The organism is Streptomyces sp. LN549 (assembly GCF_043203805.1).
In the GTDB taxonomy this organism is placed as follows: domain Bacteria; phylum Actinomycetota; class Actinomycetes; order Streptomycetales; family Streptomycetaceae; genus Streptomyces.
The window spans coordinates 6,866,797-6,891,660 of the sequence record NZ_JAZHRI010000002.1 but is presented as its reverse complement, the minus strand read 5'-3'; the positions used below and the strand labels follow the sequence as shown (position 1 = coordinate 6,891,660).

The window sequence follows — 24,864 nt, the reverse complement described above, 5'->3', positions numbered from 1 at the left end:
GGGGGGGCGGATCAGCCCTTGATCGCCCCGGTGAGGACGCCCTTGACGAAGAACTTCTGCAGGAAGGGATAGACGCAGAAGATGGGCACGATGGCGATGATCAGCACAGCCATCTGCAGGGAGGTCGCGGGCGGCACCGCATGGACGCCCATGGCCGAGGCGTTGATGCTCTGGCCGTTCAGCACGTAGCTGCGCAGGATCACCTGGATGGGGAACTTGCTGGAGTCGTTGAGGTAGAGCACCGCGTTGAAGAAGCTGTTCCAGTACCCGACCGCGTAGAACAGGCCGACCACCGCGAGGACCGCCTTGGACAGCGGGAGGACGATCCGGAAGAGGACCGTGACCTCACCGGCACCGTCGATCCGCGCCGCGTCGTACAGCTCCTCGGGAATGCTCTGGAAGAAGGAGCGGACGACCACGATGTTGAACGCGTTGAGCAGCACCGGAAGGATCAGCGAGGCGTACGTGTCCAGCATCTTGAACTGCTGGACGGCCAGGTACGTCGGGATGATGCCGGGGGCGAAGAGGAACGTGCCCAGCACCAGCAGCAGGATCGGCTTGCCGAGAACCGTGCCGGGACGCGAGGTTCCGTACGCGATCATCACCGTGCACGCCAGGCTGAGCGCGGTACCGATCAGCGTGATGAAGATGGAGACCAGCGCGGCCTGCGTGACGACCCCACCGGAGAGGATGACGCGGTACGCCTCCAGCGTCGGGTGGTGCGGCAGCAGTACGTAACCGCCGTTGGCGTTCAGCTCCTCGCGGCCGGCCAGGCTGGTACCGATGGCAAGGACGAACGGGTAGAGCACGATCACGGTGAGGACGACCAGAGCCGCCGCCTTCGCACCCTGTCCGTACCAGTGGGGCCGCTCCATCCACGGCGGCCTGCCGTGGGAGGCGCGGGGGCGCGTGCCGCCCCCTGGGCCGAACCGCGCGTGGCGCAGCCGGGTCGCGACGGACTGCTGACTCATCGGTACACTCCCTGCTCGCCGAAGCGGTGGGCCAGCTTGTTGGCGGCGAGGATGAGGGCGAATCCGATGACGCCCTTCATCAGACCGGCGGCGGTGCTCATGCCCCAGTCGCCGTCGACGACGCCATGGAAGTAGACGTAGGTGTCCATGACTTCGGAGGCGTCCGGACCGACGGCGTCGCGCTGCAGGATGATCTGCTCGAAGCCGACGGACAGAATGTCGCCGAGCCGCAGGATCAGCAGCATCAGGATCACCGGCCGGATGCCCGGCAGAGTGACGTGCCAGATCCTGCGGAGCCAGCCTGCGCCGTCCATCGCGGCGGACTCGTACTGGCCCATGTCGATCGAGGCGATGGCCGCCAGGAAGATGATCGTGCCCCAGCCACAGTCCTTCCAGATGGCCTGGGCGGTGATCAGCAGCTTGAAGGTGCCGGGGTCCGTCATCACGTTGCCGATGCTGACCCCGTGTTCCATCAGCAGGGTGGTGACCGAACCGGCCCCGCCGAGCACCTGCTTGAACATGGCGACACGACGACGACCCAGGACAGGAAGTGCGGGAGGTACACGACGGTCTGGATGAACCGCTTGATCTTCTCGCTGATGAGCGAGTTGAGCAGGAGCGCCAGGGCGATCGGTGCGGGGAAGTACAGGAGCAGCTGGATCGCCGTGATCTGAAGCGTGTTGGAGACCGCGCTCCAGAACTCGGGTTCGGCGAGCAGGGCGGTGAAGTTCGCGAGGCCGACGAACGGACTCTGCTTGAAGCCCAGGAACGGCTGGTAGTCCTGGAAGGCGATGACGTTGCCCGCGAGCGGCAGGTAGAAGAAGAGCGCGAAGTAGAGCACGCCCGGCAGGCAGAGGAGCAGGAGTGACCTGTCCCGTTTCAGGCGGTATCGGAGCGGCTGCCGTATTCGGTTCTTCCTGCCCTTCCTCTTGGCGGGGCGGTCCGCGTCGTCGGGGTCGCGGGGCTGCGGCACGGGCGACCGCACCGCTGTGACCGGCACATTTGCCATCGTCACAGGCACCTCCAGAGCTGATGGAGCAAGAGAACGTCCCGCATGCATGGAGGCGGCGCGCAGCCCCCGAGAGGGTGCGGCCACCGCTCCTTCGCGGCGACAGGCCACATAGTTCACGACGGCGCACCTCGATGGCAAGAGTTGTTCATTTCACAGAGGTAACGAACATCTATAGACAACGAAAAGCCACGAGGAAGGCCCGAATTGTCCCATTGGCGGCCCGAAGTGAGCCAGGGTCGTTCGCCTATGAGGCGCCGGAGTACTTCACCGAGATCACGGAACCCCTTGCCAGCAGGTTCACGACAGGTCCAGGATGCGTCCGCATGCTCGATCTTGCACCGTCGAGCACATCTACCGACATTCTCGATCAGAGGCGGGTAAGCCCGTATGAGCTCTCGTATGACCACCCTCGGCCGACTCGGCCGCATCGCCGGCAGCGCCGTAGCGGCACTGGCACTGGCAGCCGGGCTAGGCATATCCACGGCGGGCACGGCAGTCGCCAACGAGGACGGCTGGGGGGACACCCCCGGCACGTACACGCACTACACCTTTCCCGCCGGGACCCCGGACCTGTCGTCCGTGACGTGGAGCACCACGGTCACAGCCGACCCCGGCTTCACCTCGCACACCTTCTGGTCGCACCAGTTCGGCTTCAACCAGGGGAACGGCGGCTACATCGGCATGCAGGACAACGGGGGCGAGGACCAGCTGTTCCTCTTCTCCGTGTGGGACGTGAACCAGGCCAGAACCGGCACCGAGGGCAGCTGGTGCCAGGACTTCGGCGGCGAGGGCACCGGCTACAGCTGCCGGATGAACGTGCCGTGGAAGGCCGGCCACACGTACTCGTTCACCGTGGCCTCGGAGGGCGGGGGCTGGTTCGGCGCCACCGTCGAGGACACCACCGCCCACAAGTCGTTCAAGCTGGGCAGCATCCTGACCCCGGCGACCGGGGTCAAGACGGCCGGCATGGTCGACTGGGTCGAGTACTACGAGTGGAGCATGACCCGCTCCACCTGCGTGCAGCAGCCCTACAGCGCGGCCACGTTCGGCCTCCCCACGGCCACGACCCTGGACAACACCCAGGTCACGGCCACCGCCACCCGGCCCGAGAACAACGGTGACTGTGCCAATGTCACCAGCACCATCAGCCCCGCCGGCGGCGAGCAGGTGCTCGGCATCGGCAACTCCCCCCGGGAAGCCGTGACCAACCGGGCGGGCAACTGCCTGGACGTGCAGGGCGTGGACTTCGCCCAGCTCGAATGGGCGGAGGACACGGATCTGGCCGCCGCCGAGAACCGTCCCGCGGTCGTGGAGACCTGCCACCGGCGCACCGACCAGGGCTGGGTGCACGGCGCGGACCGGACGCTGCGCCTGGTGAACAACTTCTGCCTGACCGCCGCACCGGCGGAGACCGGGCACGCCAAGAAGGTCCCGGTCACCATCACCACCTGTGCGGGTACGCCGGGCCCGCTGACGACCTGGACGTACGGGAGCCACGGTTCGGTCGTGAACGACGCGACCGGCCAGTGCCTGTACGCCCCGGGCGGGCATGAGAGGACCGGTCACCGCGTCGAACTGCGCGACTGCACCGGCAAGGCCGACCAGAGGTGGACCGCGCCGCGCGGCTGACACCCGAAGCCCGAAGGGCGGGCCGCCACGGCTGTGGCGGCCCGCCCTTCGCGGACACTTCACGGGTTCAGGCACCGGCGCTCGGGTCCGAGCGGCGTTCGTGGGTCCGAGCAGCTCGGGTCAGACGGTGATGACGGTGACGCCCGCCTCCGCGAAACGGGCAGTCGCCTCAGGCGTGATCCCCTTGTCCGTGACCAGGAAGTCGACCACCCCGAGGTCGCAGACACGGGCGAACGCACGCTTGCCGATCTTCGAGGAGTCGGCCGCCACCACCACCCGCTGAGCCTGCTGGGCGAGCAGCCGATTGATGCTGGCCTCGCCCTCGTGGTGGACGTAAGCGCCGCGTTCGGTGTCGATGGCGTTGACGCCCAGCACGGCGACGTCCAGCGTTATCTCGCCGAGTACGCCACTGGCCAGCGGGCCCGTCAGCTCGTACGACTGCGGCCTGGCCACACCGCCGGTCACCACGATCTTGATCTGCGGCCGGATCACCAGCTCGTTCGCGATGTTGAGGGCATTGGTGACCACCGTAAGGGTCGGCTGACCGCCCACCCCTGTCACGCCGTCCCCCACCAGGTCCGAGCGCACGGCGAGCGACCGGGCCACCTCCGTGATGGTGGTGCCCCCGGTCAGCCCCACCACTTCGCCCACCGCGACCAGTTCGGCGACGGCGCGGCCGATGGCCTGCTTCTCCGGAGCGTTGCGGCCCGTCTTGTAGCGCAGCGCCAGCTCATAGCTGACCCCGTGCGCGACGGCGCCGCCGCGCGTGCGGGTGAGCAGCTGCTGCTCGGCAAGCTGGTCCAGGTCCCGGCGGATGGTCGCGGCCGAGACGTCAAGCGTCCTGGCGGCATCCTCGACGTCCACCCGGCCGTGCTTACCGACGAGTTCCAGCAGTGCGTTCCACCTGGCATCCCTGGACAAGAGAACTCTCCTTACAGGTCCGGGCTGTGAGTACCCATCCCCTTGGATACGGTCACCGGACACGCGCAAGCGTCGCACAAGGCTCCGCCGAGTCAAGCCTTCTGCAAGATTCATGCTTGATAATGCTTGCACCTCCCGTATAACGTGCGTAAACGAGCATCCCATCACCAGTACGGAGTGCAGAATGTCATTCGTCGAGATCGAGACCGCCAGTCAGCCGGACTGCTGGCGCCGTGCCGCGAACCTGGCAGAGAGTCACGCGGCCGCACTGCCCGCCCCCGGCGAGCGCATCGCCGTGGTCGGTTGCGGCACCTCGTTCTACATGGCTCAGGCATACGCCTCGCTCCGCGAGGAGTCCGGACAGGGTGAGTCCGACGCCTTCGCCGCCTCCGAGTTCCCCGCCCGTCGCCGCTACGACCGTGTCGTCGCCCTCACCCGCTCGGGCACCACGACCGAGGTGCTCGAACTGCTCGGCCGGCTGCGCGGGACCACCCCCACCGTGGCCATCACCGCCGATCCGAACACGCCGGTGATGACGTCGGCCGACGCCGTCGTCGTTCTCGACTTCGCGGACGAACAGTCCGTGGTACAGACCCGGTTCGCCACCACCCTGCTCACCCTGCTCCGCGCCCACCTCGGTCTGCACACCGACGCCGTGGTCCGCGACGCGGAGGCCGCACTGGCCGAGCCGCTGCCCGAAGGGCTGCTGGACTGCACCCAGTTCACCTTCATCGGCCGCGGCTGGACGGCCGGCCTCGCCAACGAGGCTGCACTGAAGATGAAGGAGGCCTCGCTGTCCTGGACGGAGGCGTACGCCTCGATGGAGTACCGCCACGGTCCCATCAGCATCGCCACCGCCGGCACCGCGACCTGGACGTTCGGTGCCGCTCCCGAGGGACTGCGTGAGCAGGTTCTCGCCACCGGCGCCCGCTGGGTGGAGAGCGGCCTGGACCCGCTGGCCGAACTGGTCCGCGTCCAGCGCCTGGCCATCGCCCGCGCCGCCGCCCGCGGTCTGGACCCGGACAGCCCGCGCCATCTGACCCGATCGGTGGTCCTGGCGGACGCCTGACCCGGATACTGCGGGACATGGACATCGCGGAACGCACGGTGCAGGCCGGACCGGGCGGCGGTGCGGACGCCTGGACGGGCTTTCTCGCCGCCCCCGAGCACGGCAGCGGTGTCGGCGTACTCGTCCTCGCCGGGTCCAGCGGACGGATCGAGGACGCGCGGTGCCGGCTGCTGGCCCGGCAGGGCATGACCGCGCTGTCGATCCAGTGGTTCGGCGGCGCGGGACAGCCCCCGGGGATCTGCGAAGTCCCGCTGGAGACCTTCGTGTCCGCGATCGAGTGGCTGCGCGCGGAGGGTGCGCGGCGCATCGGTGTCCTGGGCACCTCGAAGGGCGCCGAGGCCGCCCTGCACCTTGCCGGTCTCCACGACGGCGTCGACGCCGTCGTGGCGCTCTCACCCACCTCGCTGACCTGGGCCAATGTGGGACCGGGCCGCGACCGCAGGACGCGACCGCACCGGTCGTCCTGGACCTGGCGGGGCAAGCCGCTGCCGTTCGTCCCCTACGACGAGGCCTGGACACCCGTGGAGCCGGACGGCGAGCCCGTCTCGGTGCTCGACTGGTACGAACAGAGCCTGCGGACCTCGGCCGGCCGTGTCCCGGCCGCGTCGATCCCGCCGGCCGGGCCCGGCACCGAGCTCATGCTGGTCGCGGGCGGCGACGACCTGATGTGGCCCTCCCTGCGGTTCGCCGGGGAGCTGGCCGCCCGTCGCAGGGCGGCCGGTCTCCCCGTACGTCTGGTCACCCGTGCCGACGCGGGACACCGCCCCCGGCTGCCGGGCGAGGGCCCCGCGGCCCCGTCCGACCGCTTCCGGTACGGAGGTTCACCCGCCGCCGACGCCGCGCTCGGGGCGGACGCCTGGCCGCACCTGCTCGATGTGCTGATCGGCACGGGCCACGGAGCCCCGCAGCCTCAGGACTCCTCGAAGTAGGCGTCCAGGACCGCGTCGAAGCCCTCCGTCCACTCCTTGAGGTCGCTCCTGGCGGGCGCCTCGACCTCGGCGTTGAACCAGCGCTGGGTCGACATGTGGACCGTGATCGTGAACCGGCGGCCGAACCGGGCCGGCTTCAGCTCGACGGCGCCGATCTCGTCCCAGTGGAAGTCGGCCGCCTGGTCGTCCAGCGTGAACCGGATACCCTCCCGGTCCGCGGAGATCGAACCACGTCGGTCGCTCACTTCGAACGACGGCCCGTCGGCGGCCCCGTCCTCGGACGACGGGCCCTCAACCGCCCCGTCCTCGTTCTCGTTCTCGTCCTCCTCGTCGTCCGGCGCCGTTCCGGCGGCGGGCTCGCCGTCGGGCGCCGCGTCCTCGGATGCGGCCTCCACGACGGCATCGTCGGGCGCGGCGCCCTCGGGTGCGGGCTCCTCGGTCTGCTCCGGGTCCTCGTCCGCCTTCGCGGCGGTTCGGGGGGCCGTGAGACCAGGGATGTACGCCGGGTCTGTCCCTGCGGCGTACGCGGGCTGAGTGTTCGAATCTATGCGCTGCTCCACGGCGGGCAGTATGGCCGACTAACCTGTACGGGGCCAGTGAGGCCGCCGTGCACCGCCATCCCGGGACCCGGGGACCCGGGGACACGGAACGGGGCGGGCCCACCCGCTCGGCCCGCCCCTCCCCCCGTCCCCCGTTCCCCCTCGGCCCGTTGCTCAGCCGGTGGTGCAGGCCTCGTCGCCCAGGGCGAACGCGGCCGGTGCGGTGTTACCCCCCGTCAGGGTGCCCGTGAAGCCGAAGCCCACCGAGGCCCCCGGCGCCACCTTGCCGTTCCAGGAGATGCTGGCGGCCTTCACCTTCGCCCCGTCCTGGGTGGGCGTCGCGTTCCACATCTGGGAGACCTTCTGCCCGTCAGCGAACGTCCAGCCGAGCTGCCAGCCGTCCAGAGCCGCGGTCCCGGTGTTGGTGAGCGTCACATCGGCCTGGAAGCCGCCGGACCACTGGTTGGTGACCTTGTACGTCACCGAACAGGCAGCGTCCCCTGGCGGGTTCCCCGGGTCGGTGCCGGGGTCCGTGCCCGGATCGGTCCCGGGGTCCGTACCAGGGTCCGTGCCGCCCCCGTCACCGTCCGAGGAGTCGCCGTACATGATTCCGCGCCCGTTGGTCGAGACGTACACCCGCCCGTAGATCCGCGGATCACCGGTGATGGAAGCACCGATCCAGCCCCACTGATGCGCGTCGTCGTTGATCCGGGTCCAGGACGTACCCGCGTCCGTGGAACGGAAGACACCGCGCACGCCGCCGATCTTCGCGGTGACGAAGAGCGTCTGGTACGAGGCTCCCGCGGCCGCCTTGCCGAAGCCGACCGAGTCCGCCTGCTCGACCCCGGACAGCTTGGTGAACGTCGCGCCCGAGTCGGTGGAGTGCCACAGCCCGTAGGCCCCGGTCGCGCTGCCGCCCGCGAGCCACACATCGCCCTCGGCGCCCGGCACGGCCTTGAAGCGGACGTTGCCCTCGGCGGGCAGACCGCTGGACGCCTTCGCGGTGAAGGTGGCGCCGCCGTCACTCGAGACGTAGAAGGTGCCGGCCTTGTACCCGTAGAACTTCTTGGGGTTCTTCCGGTCGGACTCGACGGCCGCCCCGGCCGGGATCCCGGTGGACGCCGACCACGAACTCCCGTACCCGGTGGTGTGCTGCACGCCCACACCCTCCGGGCTCCACACGAACCCACTGGCGTCAGCAGCGGCCGCCACCGTGCCGCCGCCGGTGACCCCGGAGGGCTCGGAACCCTGGAACCAGTTGGACCCGTTGTCCGTGGAGAAGCCGATGTGCGGGGCGGCGTCGGCGCTCCCGACCCGTACCACCGTGTTCGGGCTGCTCTCCGCGAAGTCGAGACCGGTGGTCGAGGTGAGGTTGGGCGAGGTGAACATCATGCCCGGCACGGCGTCGAGATCGGTGTGCCGGAAGCCCCCGATGTCGCCGAGCGCGCTGAGCAGCGGGGCACCGGACGGCGGGCTCGCCAGGTCGTTGACGGCCGTCTCCTCAAGGCCCTTCACCATCGGAGTGATCTTGAACTGGCTGCCGGAGTCCCAGTTCTTGAGGTTCTCCGTGCCGTAGATCGTGGCACCGGTGCCATACATCATCCGGTTCGAGTCGAACGGGTCGATCTCCAGCGCCTCCGTCATCCAGCCCAGCTTGGGCGAGGTCTCCGGCGGCGTCGGATTGGCACCCCAGGTCAGCCAGGGCACGGAGGAGACGTCCTGGGTGAAGCGGTTGGTGCGGTTCGGGTAGCTGCTGTAGTCCCAGGCCTGCGTCCAGGTCGCCCCGCTGTCCGTGGAGCGGAAGATCTGGGTGTCCGGCCACCAGGAGCTGTACGCGGTCGCCATCAGGGTGCCGGGCTGCTGCCGGTCCACGGACAGTCCGCTGAAGCCGTAGTAGGTGTCCGCCTCGGCTACCGGGCTGACGTCCTTCCACTCACCGGTCGCGGTGGTGTAGCGCCAGATCCGGCCCTTGCCGCCGTCGTACGGGCCGCCGGTGTCGCTCAGCGTCAGATACAGATAGCCGTTCGCCGAGTCGAGCACCCCCTTGTGGGCCAGGTATCCCGTCGGCTGTCCGGCGATCCGCGACCAGGTGACGCCCCCGTCGGTGGAGCGGTAGACGGTGTTCTCCTTGTCGGCGACTCCGACGTAGATGTCCTTCGTCGCGCTGCCCGCGCTGCCGCTGCGCTCGTCGAAGGTCACCCAGACGATGCCCTGGTTGTCGTTGCCGTATCCGCTGGTGTCGGTCGGGTCCGCGGAGTAGTTGCCCGGGTTCGGGAAGGCCGTCACCTGGGACCAGGTCGCCCCCGAGTCGGTGGACCGCCACAGGCCCTTGCCACTGGGCGCGCCCAGGTACAGCACGGAGTTCTTGTTCGGGTCGACTGCCAAGCGCTCGCCCATGCCGCGGCCCGGCATGTTGCCGCCCAGTTTGAAGGGGAGGGTGCTCGCCTTCCAGCTGGCGCCCCGGTCCGAGGAGCGCAGGACCGCGCCGTTCGTCGGGTCCCAGCTGTTGGTGTACGTGCCCACGGCGGCGTACACGTTGTCCGGGTCGGCCGAGTCGGAGGCGAGGCTCACCACACCGGACCAGCCCCAGTGGTCCCAGTCCACCCAGTCCAGCAGCGGTGTCCACTGCTTGCCCGCCTGGTCCCAGCGGTAGGCGCCGCCGATGTCGGTGCGGGCGTAGGCGAGGTTCTTCTCCGACCGGTTGAAGACGATGCCGGGGACGAAACCACCACCGTCGATGCGGACGTTCTTCCAGTCGTACGTGTCCGCGGCCAGGGACACATCGGATGCTTCGACGGCCGGTACGGCATCGTTGGCTCGCGCCGATGCCGGGGCGCCGGTGGCGAACAGGCCGGCGGTGAGAGTGAGTGCTGCCAGGAGGGCGGCAAGGGGTCTGGCGCTTGAGCGCACGGAAACGTCCTCTCCGAACGAGACCGCCGACAGTGGCGGTACGGGGCGAGTGCGGATGTGGGAGCGCTCCCATTCGCGTCCCGATGGTAGCGGCGCGAACCCGCCACGAGAAGGGTGGTACGCAGGGTTCATCGGATGACTTGGACCCGACTCACCGTCACCATTGCGGCAGCGTCACGTAATTCGCCCGTAACGCCGGAGCGGTGACGGCCGGTCCGGCCCCGCCGGCGCCAAATCGACTGATCAACCGCGCAGTTGGCGCCCGAACGACAACGGGGAGCGCCACGGAGGGCCGCCGCCCGAGGCCGTCTCCGGCCCCGCCCGGAAGGGCCGCCACCCACCTGAGGCCCCGGACCTGCGGGAAACCGCAGTACGGACGTACGCCATCCCGCACCGCGCGCGACGGCTGGCCGCATACCGCCGCAGGCCGGTGGTTCCTGGCGTGGCCGGGGAGTCGTGGCGCCCTGCCGGGTTGCGCGGCCGGGTCGCCGCCCTCGACGGCATGCCGGACGTCCACAGCCCCGCCGGGGCCCCACCGCCGTGACCGCAGAGCTGCCGTGCGTGTGATTCTCGCCGAGAACTCGACCCTGCTGAGGGAAGGACTGGTCCGGCTGCTCACCGAGGAGGGCCACGAGGTGATCGCCTCGGCGGGTGACGCCGAGGCGCTGTTGTCGGAGGTGGGTGCGCAGTCGCCGGACATCGTCGTCACCGGCATTCGGATGCCGCCCACGCACAAGGACGAGGGCCTGCGCGCAGCGGTGGAGATCCGCAGGCATTGGCCGGACGTCGGTGTGCTCGTCCTGTCCCAGTACGTGGAGCGCGCCTACGCCGCCCAGAAGTACCTGAACACGGTCTTCGACAAGCTGGGGCTGGCGCACACCACCGGCTACAACCGGCGGATCCTCGCCGTGCTGCGCTGTCTGGAGGCTTGAGCGCGGCGCCCCGGGAGGTGGCGGGCGTCAGTACCAGTCGGCACCCCGGGGCGGGTCGCACAGTTCGAGTACCACCTCGCCCGCCTCGGAGGTCATGCCACCGACGGGCCGAACCCGGTCTCCGGCGTTCACCAGGTGCGGAGCCGCGCCCACGATGCGGCACCGGTACACGAAGCCTTCGGGGAACCGGACCAGGGACTCGTTACGCATGACCCGCGAGTAGCGGTTCACGACGCTGGACCTTACGACGACACCGTGGCCGTCGCTGTGCTCCGCTTCCAGATCGCTCGACGCGCAGACGGGGCACAGGAGTTTGCGGAAGGAGGCGGTGCCGCACCACCGGCACACCTGGTACACCAGACCTTCCGTGCTGTGGGGCCCCGCTACTTCGCGAGCAGTGGGTTCCACGTCGATTCCGGTGATGGACACGTCTCGGCCTCCCGCGCTCGACTCGGTGCGCCGCACCTCCGGCGACGGCACATCGGCACCGTATGGCACTTAGTTCCATGAAGTAAAGGTACTGAGTGCCGGAGAGAGGTGAACCATGGAGTGAACTACCTCTCAGTGGTGCCTCGTTCCTCGCCGATTGCCGATTCGATGCGCTGCACGACGCGCCACATCGGGGCGCCCTTCGGTGCGATCATCACGATCACGTCGTCCTCGGTGGCGGGCGCGTGCGGGCGTTCGGCCGCCGCTCCCCATACGGCACGGACGAGTTCGAGCGCCCGGTCGACCTCGGCGCCGGCATCGCCCCGACCCCCCGAACGCAGCCAGGACCGCAGCCCGTTGTTGTGCGCCGCGACCACCGACGCGGCGATCACCTCGGCACGCAGGGCCGCATCAGGGGCACCGGCCCACCGCCGCTCCAGATAGCCGGCCATGGTCCGCTCGTAGCGGCGCACGACGGAGAGTTCATAGGTACGCAGGCCGGGCACTTCCCGGGTGAGCCGGTAGCGCTGCACGGAGAACTCCGGCTTCTCGGCGTACATCCGCAGCACCAGCCTGGCCGCCTCGCACACCGCCTCCACCGGATCACCCTCCCCGGCGGCCTCCAGGAACGCGGTCATGTCCGCGAGGCACCGCTCGTGATCGGGGAAGACCGCATCCTCCTTCGAGGGGAAGTAGCGGAAGAAGGACCGCCGCCCCACCCCCGCACTGGCGACGATGTCGTCCACCGTGGTCCGCTCGAACCCGCGCTCCATGAAGAGCGCGAAGGCCGCCTCGGCGAGCACGTCACGCATGGGGGGCTTCTTGGCCGGTCCGCGGTCATCGGTCATGCCGGAAACGTAGCACCGGAACGGCATATCCGGCACTGCGTACCTTTACGAAGGGTACTGGGTACCATAGGATCGCTGCAGAGACATCACGAAGTACAGGAGAGCCGGCGTGAGCTTGAGGATCGTTGTCTGTGTGAAGTACGTGCCCGACGCGACCGGTGACCGGCATTTCGCCGATGACCTGACGTTGGATCGTGAGGATGTCGACGGTCTGCTGTCGGAGCTGGATGAGTACGCGGTCGAGCAGGCGTTGCAGATCGCGGACGCGGCGGACGATGCGGAGGTCACCGTGTTGACGGTGGGTCCGGAGGATGCCAAGGACGCGTTGCGCAAGGCGTTGTCGATGGGTGCGGACAAGGCTGTTCACGTCGAGGACGACGATCTGCACGGCACGGACGCGATGGGGACGTCGCTGGTGCTGGCGAAGGCGGTCGAGGCGACGGGTTATGACCTGGTGATCTCGGGGATGGCGTCGACGGACGGCACGATGGGTGTGGTTCCGGCGCTGCTCGCGGAGCGGCTGGGTGTGCCGCAGGTGACGCTGTTGTCGGAGGTGTCGGTCGAGGGCGGGGTCGTGCGCGGCCGTCGGGACGGCGACACGGCGTCCGAGCTGCTGGAGGCGTCGTTGCCGGCGGTGGTGTCGGTGACCGACCAGTCGGGCGAGGCCCGTTACCCGTCGTTCAAGGGGATCATGGCGGCGAAGAAGAAGCCGGTTCAGTCGCTGGATCTGGACGACCTGGGGATCGACGCGGACGAGGTCGGCCTGGCCGGTGCGTGGACCGCGGTCGACTCGGCGGCGCAGCGTCCGGCGCGTACGGCGGGCACGATCGTCAAGGACGAGGGCGAGGGCGGTAAGCAGCTGGCCGAGTTCCTGGCCGGCCAGAAGTTCATCTGAGCCCCGCTCGCGCATTCCTTCGTTGTTTCTTCGTTCCCTCGCAGGAGATTGAAGTCCCATGGCTGAAGTTCTCGTCTTTGTCGATCACGTGGACGGTGCCGTCCGCAAGCCCACGCTGGAGCTGCTGACGCTCGCCCGCCGGATCGGTGACCCGGTCGCGGTGGCGCTGGGTGCCGGTGCCGCCGGAACGGCCGGCGTACTGGGTGAGCACGGTGCGGTGAAGGTGCTGGTGTCGGAGGCGTCGGAGTACGCCGACTACCTCGTCGTGCCGAAGGTGGACGCGCTCCAGGCCGCCTGTGACGCGGTGTCCCCGGCTGCCGTGCTGGTGCCGTCGTCGGCGGAGGGCAAGGAGATCGCCGCCCGCCTCGCGGTGCGGATCGGGTCGGGCATCATCACCGACGCCGTCGACCTGGAGGCCGGTGAGCAGGGTCCGGTGGCGACGCAGTCGGCGTTCGCGGCGTCGTTCACGACGAAGTCGCGTGTCTCGCGTGGGGTGCCGGTGATCACGGTGAAGCCGAACTCGGCTCCGGTGGAGCCGGTCGCGGGTGCGGGTGTGGTGGAGGAGCTGGCGGTGGAGTTCTCCGCGCTGGCCACGGGTACGAAGGTGCTGTCGCGGACGCCGCGTGAGTCGACGGGGCGTCCGGAGCTGACGGAGGCCGCGATCGTGGTCTCGGGTGGCCGTGGTGTCAATGGTGCGGAGAACTTCCACATCATCGAGGCGCTCGCGGACTCGCTGGGTGCGGCGGTGGGTGCGTCGCGTGCGGCGGTGGACGCGGGCTGGTATCCGCATTCCAACCAGGTCGGTCAGACGGGTAAGTCCGTCTCGCCGCAGCTGTACATCGCCTCGGGTATCTCGGGCGCGATCCAGCACCGGGCGGGTATGCAGACCTCGAAGACGATCGTCGCGATCAACAAGGACGCCGAGGCCCCGATCTTCGACCTCGTCGACTACGGCGTCGTCGGTGACCTCTTCAACGTCGTCCCGCAGCTCACCGACGAGGTCACCGCCCGCAAGGGCTGACCCCGCCGCACGGCACACGGCACGACAGCAGGACCCGCAGTCCGGGGCCGCACGGTGAACCCACCGCGCGGCCCCGCACCGTTGTACCCCCTGTCCGTCGCGTCTTCACCCGTCACCCGTTCGGCCCCGCTCACCTAGTCGGGTGAGAGGAGCCGAACAAGGCTGAGTGCGAATCGACGATGTTCGCAGCCCTTTCGGTCCCGCGTGACCGGCCGGTGGCCGCGACGGACGGGAGCGTCATGACCTACACGCCCAAAAGCGCCACGCCCGCCACGGCCGCCGCGAACGAGGCGGCCGTGGCCCGCTACGACATGGACGACCGGCAGGACTTCACCGACCGGGACCGAGGCTTCATCGCTCCTCTGCCCGACAAGCTGTACGCGAATGACGGGCGGGTGATCTTCGATGCCGCCCGGTACGACTACCTCGCCGACGACGCCCCCGCGCCGGACACCGTGCACCCGAGCCTGTGGCGGCAGTCGCAGCTGATCCGCAAGGGCGGCCTGTACAAGGTCGTGGACGGCGTCCACCAGGTGCGCAACAACGACATCGCCAACCTCACGGTCATCGAGGGCGACACCGGTCTGGTGGTCGTCGACTGCATGGCCTCGGTCGAGGCGGCGAGCCAGGCCATGGGCATGATCCGCGAGCATGTCAGCGACAAGCCCGTCGCCGCCGTGATCTACACCCACACCCACATCGACCACTACGGCGGCGTCAAGGGTGTGGTGAGCGCCGAGGACGTGGCCTCGGGCAAGGTGCCGATCATCGCCCCGGGCACCATCGCCTCGTTCGACAAGCACGCGATCGGCGAGAACGTGATCGCCGGCAACGCCATGTCCCGGCGGGCCTCGTACGCGTTCAACAGCCTCCTCGACCCCGGCCCGGCCGGCTGTGTCACCTGCGGCATCGGGATCGCCACCGTGCCCGGCGTGACGATCTCGTACATCTCGCCGACCGACGCCATCACCGAGACGGGTACGAAGCGGGATCTCGGCGGTCTCGAATTCGAGTTTCTCTACGCCCCCGACACGGAGGCGCCCGAGGAAATGCACATCTGGATCCCGCAGCTCGGTGCGCTGACCTGCGCGGAGAACGCGAACCACTCGCTGCACAACATCCAGACGCTGCGCGGTGCGCGGACCCGCGACGCCCGCAACTTCGCCCGCTATCTCGACGAGACGCTGGAGCGCTGGGGCGACGACGTCCAGGTGCACTACGGCCCGCACACCTGGCCGGTGTGGGAGAACGGGCAGGTGACGGCGTTCCTGGAGTCGCAGCGCGACACGTACAAGTATCTCCACGACCAGGCGCTTCGGCTGGCCAACAAGGGCTACACACCCCTTGAGGCGGCGGAAGAGATCGAGCTGCCCGAGGAGTTGGGGCGCAAGTGGTTCAACCGCGGCTACCACGGCACCCTGCACCACGACGTGCGCGCCGTGTTCACCAAGGAACTCGGCATGTGGGACGGCGACCCGGTCTCGCTGCACCCCCACCCGCCGGTCGAAGCCGCCCGCCGCTTCGTCGACCTGATCGGCGCCGAGAAGATCATGGATGAGGGGTGGCGCGCCCTGGCGGCCGCCGATTACCGCTGGGCCGCCCAGATCCTGCACACCCTCGTCTTCGCCCAGCCGGAGAACCAGGCCGCCCGTGACCTCCAGGCCGACGCGTACGAGCAGATGGGCTATCAGGCCGAGGGGCCGCAGTGGCGCGGCATCTTCCTCACCGCCGCCATGGAGTTGCGTCAGGGTATCCAGCCGGCGACGTTCGCCACCGCCAGTCCGGACACCATCCTGGCCATGCCCATCGACATCCTCTTCGACTTCGCCGCCGTGCATCTGATCGGCGAGAAAGCCGCGGAGGCCGGGCTGCGCATCGACTTCCGTTTCACCGACCTCGACGAGACCTGGAGTATGTGGGTCGCCCGCGGTGTCCTGAACGCCCGCCGCGGGGCGCACCCCGACACCCAGCTCACCGTCACCGGTCCCAAGGCCGCGCTGGTCGGTGCGCTGCTGAAGCCGGCCGCCGCGCCGGAACTGGCCCAGGGCGGGAAGATCGCTCTCGCCGGCGACGAGACCGCTCTGCAGACACTCGCAGGGCTGCTCGACACGTTCGATCCCGACTTCCCGGTCGTCACACCGTGAGTGCCGGTTTCCTGTACTGACGCGGCGGCCGGGGCCCGCGACGCCGCGGGCCCCGGCCGCTACTGGTGCGGCTGACGACGGCGCCGGAGACCCGGCTTCGCCTTCGCCGAGGCATCAGCCCAGCAGTTCCTCGACGAGGTCGGCGGCCCGCGGGGTGCCGCCCTCCGCCCGCGCCTCGGCCCGCAGCCGCGCCGAGCGGCCGGCGGCCTCCGGGTCGGCGACGAGTTCGGTCAGCGCGGTCCGCAGTGCCTCGGCGGTGGCGTCCGCGGTGTCGATGCGGCGGGCCACGCCCAGTTCCACGAGCCGGTCGGCGTTCATGAACTGGTCGGCGCCCTGCGGCACGGCGATCATCGGCACGCCGGTGTACAGCCCTTCGGCGCTGCCGCCCATCCCGGCATGGGTGACGAAGGCATCGGCCTGCTCCAGGATCGCCAACTGCGGCACCCAGGAGTGCACTTCGACGTTGCCCGGGATATCGCCCAGCTCCGCCCGGTCGGTGTGCCTGCCGACCTGGAGCACGACGTGCCAGCCGGGCAGGTCTCCGTACGCGGCCAGGCACTGGCGGTAGAACTCGGGCCGGTTGGTGTACGCCGAACCCAGCGAGACCAGGAGCACGCGCTCCGCGTCCGAGGGACGCGTCCAGGTCTGCTCGGCGGCGCGTCCCCCGAAGCAGGGGCCGACGAACGTCACCGTGTCCGTGTCGACGTCCTCACCGTGCGGCTGCATCGCCCGGGGGATCAGGGCGAGGGTGTGCGCGGGGCGGCCGGAGAAGGCGTCCATATCCATGGTGGACGCGCCGGCGTCGGCGAGCCACTGGGTGAACCTCGCCCGGTACGCGTCGGCGCCGGGCAGCCCCCGCAGGTGCGCCGCCACGTCCTGTTCGTAGCTGTTCCAGGCGACGAACGTCGGGGACAGCTGCATCAGGGGGCGCTTCTGCGACTCGGCCAGCGCACGTGCCGCGTACGCGCCGATGTCGTACAGGTAGAGGTCGGCGGGGTCGTCGTCGTAGAAAGCACGCAGTTGCGGAAGGGCCTGGACGGCGTCGTCGAGGAAGAGGCCCATCGCGCCGATGGCGTCGTCGGGCCAGTTGTTGTCGGCGACCGGCAGGACGGAGCCGTACGGGACGAACTCGGCACCGGTGGCCTCGATGCGGTCCGCCACCGCCGGATCGTTTGCGTAGGTCACCCGGTGGCCGCGGGCCACCAGTTCGCGGATGACCTCAAGGCTCGGCAGGACGTGGCTGACGGCAGGGATACCGACCATGGCGATGTGCGCACGGCGACGTGACACGGAAGATCACTCGATTCAGGTCTGCGGCGAAAGGGACACGGTGAACCCGTGCGTCGGCAGCCGCCCCGGCGCAGAGGCCGGGTCGTCGGCGCGCACAGGGCATACCGGACGGAGGCGGGGCGCTGCCCCGTCCCGCGTCAGCCGTAGAGCTGTCGGAAGAACATGCGGAAAACCATAACCGGCGCCCGGGCCCGCCACACCTGGATTTCGGCGGGCCCGGCGCGCAGTCGCCGTCACTCGGACGGGGCGGCGGCCTCGAGATCGTCGACGGTACCCGACATGATCGTGCGTACGTGGGCGGTGATGTGTTCCGCCGGCCAGTCCCACCAGGCCACGGCGAGCAGCCGGGCGATGTCCCCGTCGTCGTAGCGGGTGCGCAGGAGGCGGGCCGGGTTACCGCCGACGATCCCGTAGTCGGGCACGTCCTTGGTGACCACTGAACCGGTGCCGATGATCGCACCGTTTCCGATCCGCACCCCGGGCAGCACGGTGGCGCCGTGACCGAACCAGACGTCATGACCGACGACGGTGTCCCCCCGGTTCGGCAGTCCGGTGAGGAGGTCGAAGTGGTCGGCCCACGAGCCGCCCAGGGTGGGGAAGGGGAAGGTCGAGGGGCCGTCCATACGGTGGTTGGCGCCGTTCATGATGAACCGCACCCCCGTGCCCAGGGCGCAGAACCTGCCGATGACCAGCTTCTCCGGGCCGTAGTGGTAGAGGACGTTGCGCGTCTCGAACGCGGTGGCGTCCTCCGGGTCGTCGTAGTACGAGTACTCCCCGACCTCGATCAGCGGGGACTTCACCAGAGGTCTGAGCTGAACCACACGCGGCTGGTCGGGCATCGGGTGGAGCACGTTCGGATCGGCCGGTACGGGCATGGCGCGCGATTTCCTTCACGGGTGGTGAGCAGGGGCCGGGTCCCATGATCGTGTCACCGCCCCCCGCCGCGACACCGGTTTACCGTGGCCGGGGCGCCGGAATCACGGCTGCCGGGCGGACCGGTGGTCCGCCCGGCAGCCCGGGTCGAGCGTCAGGGCGTCAGGGCTGGAGCGGCATCGTCCAGCAGTTGGAGGACGTGCCCTTGCCCGAGAGGCGGTCGGTCATCCAGGAGATCGCGTCACCCTGGTCGGTGATCAGCGGGACCAGGTGATTGGTCAGGAGCTTGTCGCCGAGGTTGGGCAGGTTGATGGCGTCGTAGGTGACGTCGGCACCCTTGCGGCACCAGTCCACGGCCAGTTGGCGCGCCTGGGCGTGGGGCACGATGTCGTCCTGCACTCCGGTGGCCAGACGCACCGGGCCTGCGGGCTTCAGTGCACCGATGCGCTGCCTGTCCAGGGCGGCCTGGGCCCGGGGCTCGGCGGCGATGACGTCACCGAGGGACTTGCCGCTGGTGGTCCATTTGCTGCTCTTGGTGAAGCCGTAGCCGAAGATCGCGTCGCCGACGCACATGGTCGAGGCGTCCTTCAGCGCGGCCCGGCCGGCATCGTTGACGTTGGCCTCGATGACGTCCCTCAGATCAGGGTCGGCCTGGGCGAAGCCGTTGATCGACCAGGCCAGGGCGCCGGCGAGGGCGCTGCCGTCGATGCCCTTCATGACCGCGGTCAGGTTTGCGGGCGGCGCACCGGCGTAGGTGCCGGCGAGCTTGACGTCGGGTGCGTAGGCCGGCTGGAGTTCGGCCGCGGCAGCGCTGGCTCCGCCGCCCTGGCTGTAGCCGTACAGACCGGTGCGCGAGTCGGGCGCGATCGAGGTGCCGGGCAGCTGGTGTGCGGCGCGGGCCGCGTCCAGCAGGGCATGGCCCTGGTCGAGCCGGTTGACGTAGGTGTGGAGCCGGTCGGTCGTGCCGAGACCGACGTAGTCGGTGACCACGACGGCGACGCCGGCGGAGAGCAGCCGGTAGATCGCCAGGGTCTCGTAGCCGACCGACACGGTCTCGCCGCTGAGGGTCAGCGGGTACTGGAGGGTCATGGAGGGTGCGCACTGGTCGCCCTGGCCCACGGTCCCCGAGGCCAGTGCCACCAGCGGACGCGGGCCGGAGCCCTTCCAGGCGGCGGACGGTTCGATGTAGGCACCGGTCACCGCGACGGCCTGCCCGCCCGAGTCGGTGGAGCGATACATCAGCCGGGTCGCCGTACCCGGCATCGGACGGCCGTCCAGGCCCGGCAGGCTCAGCCCGAGGGGCAGCGGCTCGTGGCGGATCACCGCGCCGTTGGCGGCGGGCAGTTCGGCCGGGGGGTTGTAGAAGTCGGGGATGGTGACCCCGCGGGACACCACGGGCTGCGCCCCGTCGGCAGCGGACGCGGGTGCGGCGTACGCGGCCACACAGGCCGCCGCGGTCACGGCGACCGCCACCGCTCGCATGCCACCGGGGCGTGGCCCGCGGGCGGGGGAAACCATGGAGGACGTCGTGGGGAAGGTGGTAAGCGAACGGGTGCTCTTGCGGCTCACAGCTCACTCCTCGCTCTGCTCGGAATGCAGGTGAACGCAAGCTAGCAGCGAGACTTACCGCAAGTAACCCATCAGTAAGTTACGCTGCGGTAACTATCGGGGGCGCGTACACCGAGTGTCGGCGTACGGCCGGAGCCGCCCGCGAGGAGCGATATTGACGCTCCGTCACTCATCCACTCACATCACGGCGTCCCGCAGCCCGGGGCGGCACAGGTGGCAAACCGATTCCCCTCACCGAAACGGGACCGGAAGCTGCCACCGATTCCAACCGCACCACCACACACCTGTCCTGACGGTCAGTCATCGGATAGGCGCGGCGAGAGCGCCGTGATCACCGGCGGACTTCGAATCCCTGGGTTCCCTCAACACGTCCGCAATGTCCGCGACTTCACAACAACGCCTCCCATCAGGCACAGAGGCCCCGTGCGCAACAAGGCTTATTCCAACTAGAGTTCTGTCATGCCCATCTCGCCGGCCACGTGCTCACTACGCCGGCAGTCGACAGACTCCGCCGTTCCTGCCCGGCCGGTCGCTCCTCGTCCAGCCGGAAACGGCAGCGCACGGCCTCACGGAAGCTCCCCGAAGGCTCCTGCGTGCGCAGCAGGACGCGGGCCGGAGCCCGAGGAGGCGCCCGGGCAGGCCCCGCCGCAATCCGGCGCGCGCGCCGAATTTCGCCATCTCGCCGATCCCCCGGAACCTTCCTTCCCTCCTGCATGCACGACGGCAGGGGAATCGGCTGATTCCTGACCCATTGTCCGGAGCCGACCGCCCCCGTCCCCCCAGTCGGCCTCGGCAGCCAACCGCCCCCGAACCCCGGGCACTACGGAGTACAGACACGATGGAATCCCACCCCCGTAACGAGCAACACGGCCCGACCGGCGGCATACGCACCGGAACCGTCTCCCCGATTCTCGTGAGGGCCTGATGACCGAACTGATACTGATCGTGGCCGCGTTGGTGGTCGGCGCCGGTGCGACGCTCTACGTCCACCGCAAGGCCCGCGCCCAGCAGCGCCGCGCGGACGGCCTCCAGCAACACGTCGAACAGCTCGGGCAGCAGTTGCGCGCCGCCGAGCAGTTCGCCGGATACATCGCGCACACCGTCATTCCGGCCGCTGCGGCACACACCCAGACCGGACAGGCTTACCAGCCCGACCTGGCCGTGCCGCCGCAGCTGCTCCACACCCAGATGGCGGGCGCTCTCGGTGCTCTCGCGGGACAGGCCTGCTCAGCCATCGGCCAGACCGGACAACTGGCGCAGAACGCAGCGCAGGACCAGCTCGCACAGGTCTGGGCGGAAGCCGAGCAGCAGATCGCCCAGGCGCGGCAGGAGTCGGTGGACGTGGCCCGGGCAGCAGTACGCGCCTTCGCCTCCAACACGGTGCAGCGGGCCGCGAAGCTGAGCAGCGCGATCAGCGCCGGCGTGCGCCGCCATGTCTCGGACGAGGCGTACGCCACGCTGGTCGAGATGGATCACCTGGCCCAGCAGATGCTGCTCACCGCGTCCGGGTACGGCGTCCTGGCCGGTGACAAGCTGTCGCGACGCTGGCCGGCGACCACACTCACCGACGTCGTCCGCACGGCCATGGGCCGGGTCGAGGGCTATCAGCGCATCCAGCACACGGACCTGGCGTCCTTCGCCGTGCAGAGCCGGGCCGTGGAAGCCGTCGTCCACACCCTGGCGGTGCTGCTGGACAACGCGCTTCGGTACTCCCCGCCGAACGCCCGGGTGCACGTCTCGCTGGAACACGGGGCGAACGCGGCCTTCCTCGTCGTGGACGATGCCGGACTGCGGATAGAGGACGAGCGGCTGACCTGGGCGCGCGAGGTGATGTCCGGCAAGCAGCGGGACGACATCACGCAGCTCGGTGCCTACCCGCAGACCGGACTGCGCGTCGCGTCCGTGCTCGCCGACCAGTACGGCTTCCGCGTCGAACTGACTGCGCCCAACCTGTACGGCGGCACCCGCGCGATCATCGTGCTCCCGCAGGCCCTGCTGACGACGCCCCAGCCTCAGCGGCCGTCGTCCGTGCAGAGCGTGCCGGCCACCCGCCCGGCCCCTGCCCCGGAAGCGGAGCCGGCGCCGGCGGCCACGTCCACCACGGCGAGCGGGCTCACCGTCCGCCGGCGCACCCCGCGCCCCGCCGACGAGACGGGCCCCGCCGCCGAGGTGCGGCCGGGCTCCGCTCCCGTGGCGCCGGGTACCCCCGCCGTGGCTGCGGCGTGGATGGCAGGCAGCCGCCGCAGCCGGGACAACCAGAACACCGCCAGCACTGACGAAGGACGTTGATCATGTCGGACACCCACTCGAACGCCCTGGGCTGGCTGCTGGACGAGCAGCTGGGATCCGTGGAGGGCGTCCGGTACGCCGTACTGATGAGCGGCGACGGCCTGCTCAAGGCCCGGACGGAGACCATCGGCCAGGAGGACGGCGAGAAGCTGGCCGCCCTGACGGCCTCGCTGCGGGCCTCGGGCCGGGCGTGGGACGACTTCACCGGCGGGCGCGGCGTGCGCCAGCAGCTGATCGAGAGCGTCGAACGGATCGGCCTGACGACGGCGGCCGGTCAGAACACGATGCTCTCGGTCGTCACGACGGGACCCCACGCCGACGTAGGCCTGATCAGCCACCACATGGCCCTGCTCGTGGTGCGCCTGGGCGAGCAGCTCGGCACCACGGAACGCAGGCCGGTCCTCCATCCGGACGGAGGGACCGCCATATGAGCGGTCCGCGGCATGACCCGGACATGGTGAGGCCTTACGTCCGCACGGGCGGACGGGTCCGCCCGCGCCGGAACGTCCTTCTGGAGAGCGTGGTCATCGCCGCGCCCAGCCCCACCGGCGAGCTGGGGCCCGATGCCCGGCGAGTGATGAGCCTGTTCTCCGGGGGCCACGGCGGGCTGGCCGTCGCGGACATCGCTGCCGCGCTGCAGCTGCCGCCCTCCACCATCCGGATCCTCGTCTCCTCCCTCATGGACAGCGGCCATCTGGCCAGCCCGGCGGCCGCTGTGAACGATCAGCCCGAAAACGACCTCCTGCAGAAGGTGCTTGATGGACTGCGAGAACTGGTCTGACACGCCGAACGCCGTCTCGTACGTGCCGGCCACGGTGACCCGGTCCGCCAAGATCGTGATCGCCGGCGGATTCGGCGTCGGCAAGACGACCTTCATCGGCAGCGTGTCCGAGGTACGGCCGCTGCGGATGGAAGAGCCGATCACCGAGGACAGCGTCGGGATCGACGATCTGCGCGGCACACCGAGGAAGGCCACGACGACCGTGGGCATGGACTTCGGCCGTATCCACTTGGCCGGCGGTGCCCTTGCGCTCTATCTGTTCGGACTCCCCGGACAGGTCCGCTTCCGGCCCCTGTGGGAGGACCTCGCACAGGGCGCTCTCGGCTGCCTCGTCCTGGCCGACACCCGTGACCTCGAGGCGAGCCACGGGGCTCTGAGTCTGCTGGAGGGCGAGGGCATCCCGTACGCGGTCGCGCTCAACACCTTCCCCGACGCCCCCGTCTACGACCCCCACGAACTGCGCCAGGCCCTCGCCCTGGACCCTCACACACCGCTGACCACCTGCGACGCGCGCGACCGCACCTCCTCCCTGCATGCCCTGATCACGCTCGCGGAGTACCTGATCTCGCACCGTGAAGCCCTCTCACTGGAGCCCACGTCATGACCTTCACCAGCTCCGTGCCCGCGGTCGCTCCGGGCAGGGTCTCTCTGTACGAGCCGGGTTTCGCCGCCGACCCGCACGCCGCCTACGAGCGGATGCGCAAGACCTACGGCCCTCTGGTGCCCGTCGAGTTGTCCCCCGGCATACCGGCCACGCTGGTGATCGGCTACCACCAGGCCCGCCGCATCCTCAACGACCCCTTGTACTTCCCGCCCGACCCGCGCATCTGGGAGCAGCAGGTGCCGGCCTCGTGCCCCGTGCGGCCGATGATGGAGTGGCGGCCCAACGCCCTGCGCAACGGCGGTGCGGAACACGCCCGTTACCGGGCGGCCAACACCGCCGGAATCAACGCCGTCGACCAGCACCGCCTGCGCGCCCAGGTGGAGAGGATCTCCTCGGACTGCGTCGGAGACTTCCTCGCCACCGGCAGCGCCGATCTGCTCACCCAGTACGCCTGGCCGATCGCCTTCCGGATCCTGAGTGCCCTGCTGGGCTGCCCCGACGAGATCGGAGCCCGTATCGCCGACGGAATGGCGCGCATCTTCGACACCACCGACGCCCATCAGGGCAACCAGATCCTCGGCCAGGCCCTCGCCGACCTCGTCGCCCTGCGCAGGCGCGATCCCGCCGACGACATCACCTCGCGTCTCCTGGCCCACCCGGCGGAGTTGACCGACGAGGAGATGAGCCACCAGCTCGTCACTCTCTACGGCGCCGGCATCGAGCCCCTGACCAACCTCATTGCCAACACCCAGCTGAAGATCCTCACCGACGAGGAATTCTCCGCCGGACTGCACGCGGGCCAGTCCACGGTGCGCGACGCGCTCGACACCGTCCTGTACACCGACCCGCCGATGGCGAACTACTGCATCACCTATCCGCCCTATGCCGCGGACATCGACGGCTTCCTGCTCCCGGCCCACCAGCCCGTCGTCATCTCCATGGCGGCCTGCAACAACGACCCCGAACTCACCCAGGGGCCGGCCGGGATCTCGGGCAATCGCGCTCACCTGGCCTGGAGCATCGGCCCCCACACCTGTCCGGCCCGCTCCCACGCCTACCTCATCGCCGAGACCGCGGTCACCTATCTGCTCGACGCCCTGCCGGAGATGGATCTCGCCGTCCCCGCCGCTGAACTGCGCTGGCGTCCAGGCCCCTTCCACCGTGCCCTGGAATCCCTTCCCGTCCGCTTCGCCACCGCTCGCTGAAAGA

The 24,864-nt window shown here is 69.7% G+C and carries 21 protein-coding genes and 1 pseudogene; 12 read left to right on the top strand and 10 right to left on the bottom strand.

From position 1 onward, the window contains the following. Window positions 1–11: 11 nt before the first annotated feature. On the bottom strand, window positions 12–971 hold the full coding sequence (locus tag SH922_RS30890) for a carbohydrate ABC transporter permease (protein ID WP_393061595.1): 960 nt from the start codon (window positions 969–971) through the stop codon (window positions 12–14). Continuing rightward, window positions 968–1,944: pseudogene (locus tag SH922_RS30885) on the bottom strand (ABC transporter permease). The gene SH922_RS30890 and the pseudogene SH922_RS30885 overlap by 4 nt, the downstream one beginning before the upstream one ends. A 426-nt stretch (window positions 1,945–2,370) precedes the next feature. Here SH922_RS30885 and SH922_RS30880 point away from each other — a divergent pair. Then, on the top strand, window positions 2,371–3,612 hold the full coding sequence (locus tag SH922_RS30880; protein ID WP_393061593.1) for a DUF3472 domain-containing protein: 1,242 nt from the start codon (window positions 2,371–2,373) through the stop codon (window positions 3,610–3,612). Window positions 3,613–3,732: 120 nt separating this feature from the next. Here the strand turns inward: SH922_RS30880 and SH922_RS30875 are convergent, their stop codons facing one another. After that, complete coding sequence (locus SH922_RS30875) at window positions 3,733–4,533, bottom strand: DeoR/GlpR family DNA-binding transcription regulator (RefSeq protein WP_393061591.1); 801 nt, start codon at window positions 4,531–4,533, stop codon at window positions 3,733–3,735. Between the two features lie 184 nt (window positions 4,534–4,717). On the opposite strand from SH922_RS30875, the gene SH922_RS30870 reads away from it, so the two are divergent. Both SH922_RS30870 and SH922_RS30865 read left to right on the top strand, forming a co-directional pair. Next, entirely contained in the window at window positions 4,718–5,602 is an 885-nt protein-coding gene (locus SH922_RS30870; RefSeq protein WP_393061590.1) for an SIS domain-containing protein, read from the top strand. Window positions 5,603–5,619: 17 nt separating this feature from the next. After that, a complete protein-coding gene (locus SH922_RS30865; RefSeq protein WP_393061589.1) occupies window positions 5,620–6,531 on the top strand; it encodes an acyl-CoA thioester hydrolase/BAAT C-terminal domain-containing protein in 912 nt (303 codons plus the stop codon). Here the strand turns inward: SH922_RS30865 and SH922_RS30860 are convergent. Together SH922_RS30860 and SH922_RS30855 are read right to left on the bottom strand one after the other, a co-directional pair. Next, window positions 6,513–7,091 (bottom strand): hypothetical protein, encoded by a 579-nt coding sequence (locus SH922_RS30860; protein ID WP_393061588.1) that lies wholly within the window; start codon window positions 7,089–7,091, stop codon window positions 6,513–6,515. The two genes, SH922_RS30865 and SH922_RS30860, sit on opposite strands and share 19 nt — an antisense overlap. A 153-nt stretch (window positions 7,092–7,244) precedes the next feature. Continuing rightward, the gene (locus SH922_RS30855; RefSeq protein ID WP_393061586.1) at window positions 7,245–9,980 is read right to left on the bottom strand and encodes a cellulose binding domain-containing protein; all 2,736 of its coding nucleotides are present in this window, start codon (window positions 9,978–9,980) and stop codon (window positions 7,245–7,247) included. Between the two features lie 557 nt (window positions 9,981–10,537). On the opposite strand from SH922_RS30855, the gene SH922_RS30850 reads away from it, so the two are divergent. Next, complete coding sequence (locus SH922_RS30850; RefSeq protein WP_393061584.1) at window positions 10,538–10,912, top strand: response regulator transcription factor; 375 nt, start codon at window positions 10,538–10,540, stop codon at window positions 10,910–10,912. A 27-nt stretch (window positions 10,913–10,939) separates the two neighbouring features. Here SH922_RS30850 and SH922_RS30845 read toward each other — a convergent pair whose 3' ends face one another. Both SH922_RS30845 and SH922_RS30840 read right to left on the bottom strand, forming a co-directional pair. Continuing rightward, on the bottom strand, window positions 10,940–11,341 hold the full coding sequence (locus SH922_RS30845; RefSeq protein WP_393061582.1) for a zinc ribbon domain-containing protein: 402 nt from the start codon (window positions 11,339–11,341) through the stop codon (window positions 10,940–10,942). Between the two features lie 125 nt (window positions 11,342–11,466). Beyond that, entirely contained in the window at window positions 11,467–12,189 is a 723-nt protein-coding gene (locus SH922_RS30840) for a TetR family transcriptional regulator (RefSeq protein WP_393061580.1), read from the bottom strand. A 109-nt stretch (window positions 12,190–12,298) separates the two neighbouring features. Here SH922_RS30840 and SH922_RS30835 point away from each other — a divergent pair, with 109 nt between their 5' ends. The 3 genes from SH922_RS30835 (at window position 12,299) to SH922_RS30825 (ending at window position 16,249) form a co-directional block, all read left to right on the top strand. Further along, window positions 12,299–13,084, top strand: coding sequence for an electron transfer flavoprotein subunit beta/FixA family protein (locus SH922_RS30835; RefSeq protein ID WP_393061578.1), 786 nt, complete (start codon window positions 12,299–12,301; stop codon window positions 13,082–13,084). Between the two features lie 58 nt (window positions 13,085–13,142). Then, window positions 13,143–14,105, top strand: coding sequence for an electron transfer flavoprotein subunit alpha/FixB family protein (locus tag SH922_RS30830; protein WP_393061576.1), 963 nt, complete (start codon window positions 13,143–13,145; stop codon window positions 14,103–14,105). A 239-nt stretch (window positions 14,106–14,344) separates the two neighbouring features. Continuing rightward, the gene (locus SH922_RS30825) at window positions 14,345–16,249 is read left to right on the top strand and encodes an alkyl/aryl-sulfatase (protein WP_393061574.1); all 1,905 of its coding nucleotides are present in this window, start codon (window positions 14,345–14,347) and stop codon (window positions 16,247–16,249) included. Between the two features lie 114 nt (window positions 16,250–16,363). On the opposite strand, the gene SH922_RS30820 is transcribed toward SH922_RS30825, so the two are convergent. The 3 genes from SH922_RS30820 to SH922_RS30810 all read right to left on the bottom strand — a co-directional run bounded on the left by SH922_RS30820 (window position 16,364) and on the right by SH922_RS30810 (window position 19,981). Beyond that, a complete protein-coding gene (locus SH922_RS30820) occupies window positions 16,364–17,512 on the bottom strand; it encodes a macrolide family glycosyltransferase (protein ID WP_393063739.1) in 1,149 nt (382 codons plus the stop codon). Between the two features lie 260 nt (window positions 17,513–17,772). Further along, window positions 17,773–18,414, bottom strand: a complete 642-nt coding sequence (locus tag SH922_RS30815; protein ID WP_393061572.1) for a CatB-related O-acetyltransferase — start codon at window positions 18,412–18,414, stop codon at window positions 17,773–17,775. A 160-nt stretch (window positions 18,415–18,574) separates the two neighbouring features. Next, window positions 18,575–19,981, bottom strand: a complete 1,407-nt coding sequence (locus tag SH922_RS30810) for a lipase family protein (RefSeq protein ID WP_393061570.1) — start codon at window positions 19,979–19,981, stop codon at window positions 18,575–18,577. Between the two features lie 924 nt (window positions 19,982–20,905). On the opposite strand from SH922_RS30810, the gene SH922_RS30805 reads away from it, so the two are divergent. The 5 genes from SH922_RS30805 to SH922_RS30785 are packed head-to-tail and all read left to right on the top strand — an operon-like array spanning window position 20,906 to window position 24,860. Beyond that, window positions 20,906–22,270 carry an ATP-binding protein gene (locus SH922_RS30805; RefSeq protein ID WP_393061568.1) on the top strand — a complete coding sequence of 455 codons (1,365 nt, stop codon included), beginning with the start codon at window positions 20,906–20,908 and terminating at the stop codon, window positions 22,268–22,270. 2 nt (window positions 22,271–22,272) lie between these two features. Next, the gene (locus SH922_RS30800) at window positions 22,273–22,701 is read left to right on the top strand and encodes a roadblock/LC7 domain-containing protein (protein ID WP_393061566.1); all 429 of its coding nucleotides are present in this window, start codon (window positions 22,273–22,275) and stop codon (window positions 22,699–22,701) included. Then, entirely contained in the window at window positions 22,698–23,051 is a 354-nt protein-coding gene (locus SH922_RS30795) for a DUF742 domain-containing protein (RefSeq protein ID WP_393061564.1), read from the top strand. Before SH922_RS30800 ends, SH922_RS30795 begins: the two co-directional genes overlap by 4 nt. Continuing rightward, entirely contained in the window at window positions 23,029–23,655 is a 627-nt protein-coding gene (locus tag SH922_RS30790; RefSeq protein ID WP_393061562.1) for an ATP/GTP-binding protein, read from the top strand. The genes SH922_RS30795 and SH922_RS30790 overlap by 23 nt, the downstream gene beginning before the upstream one ends. After that, complete coding sequence (locus SH922_RS30785) at window positions 23,652–24,860, top strand: cytochrome P450 (RefSeq protein ID WP_393061560.1); 1,209 nt, start codon at window positions 23,652–23,654, stop codon at window positions 24,858–24,860. The genes SH922_RS30790 and SH922_RS30785 overlap by 4 nt, the downstream gene beginning before the upstream one ends. Window positions 24,861–24,864 lie beyond the last annotated feature (4 nt).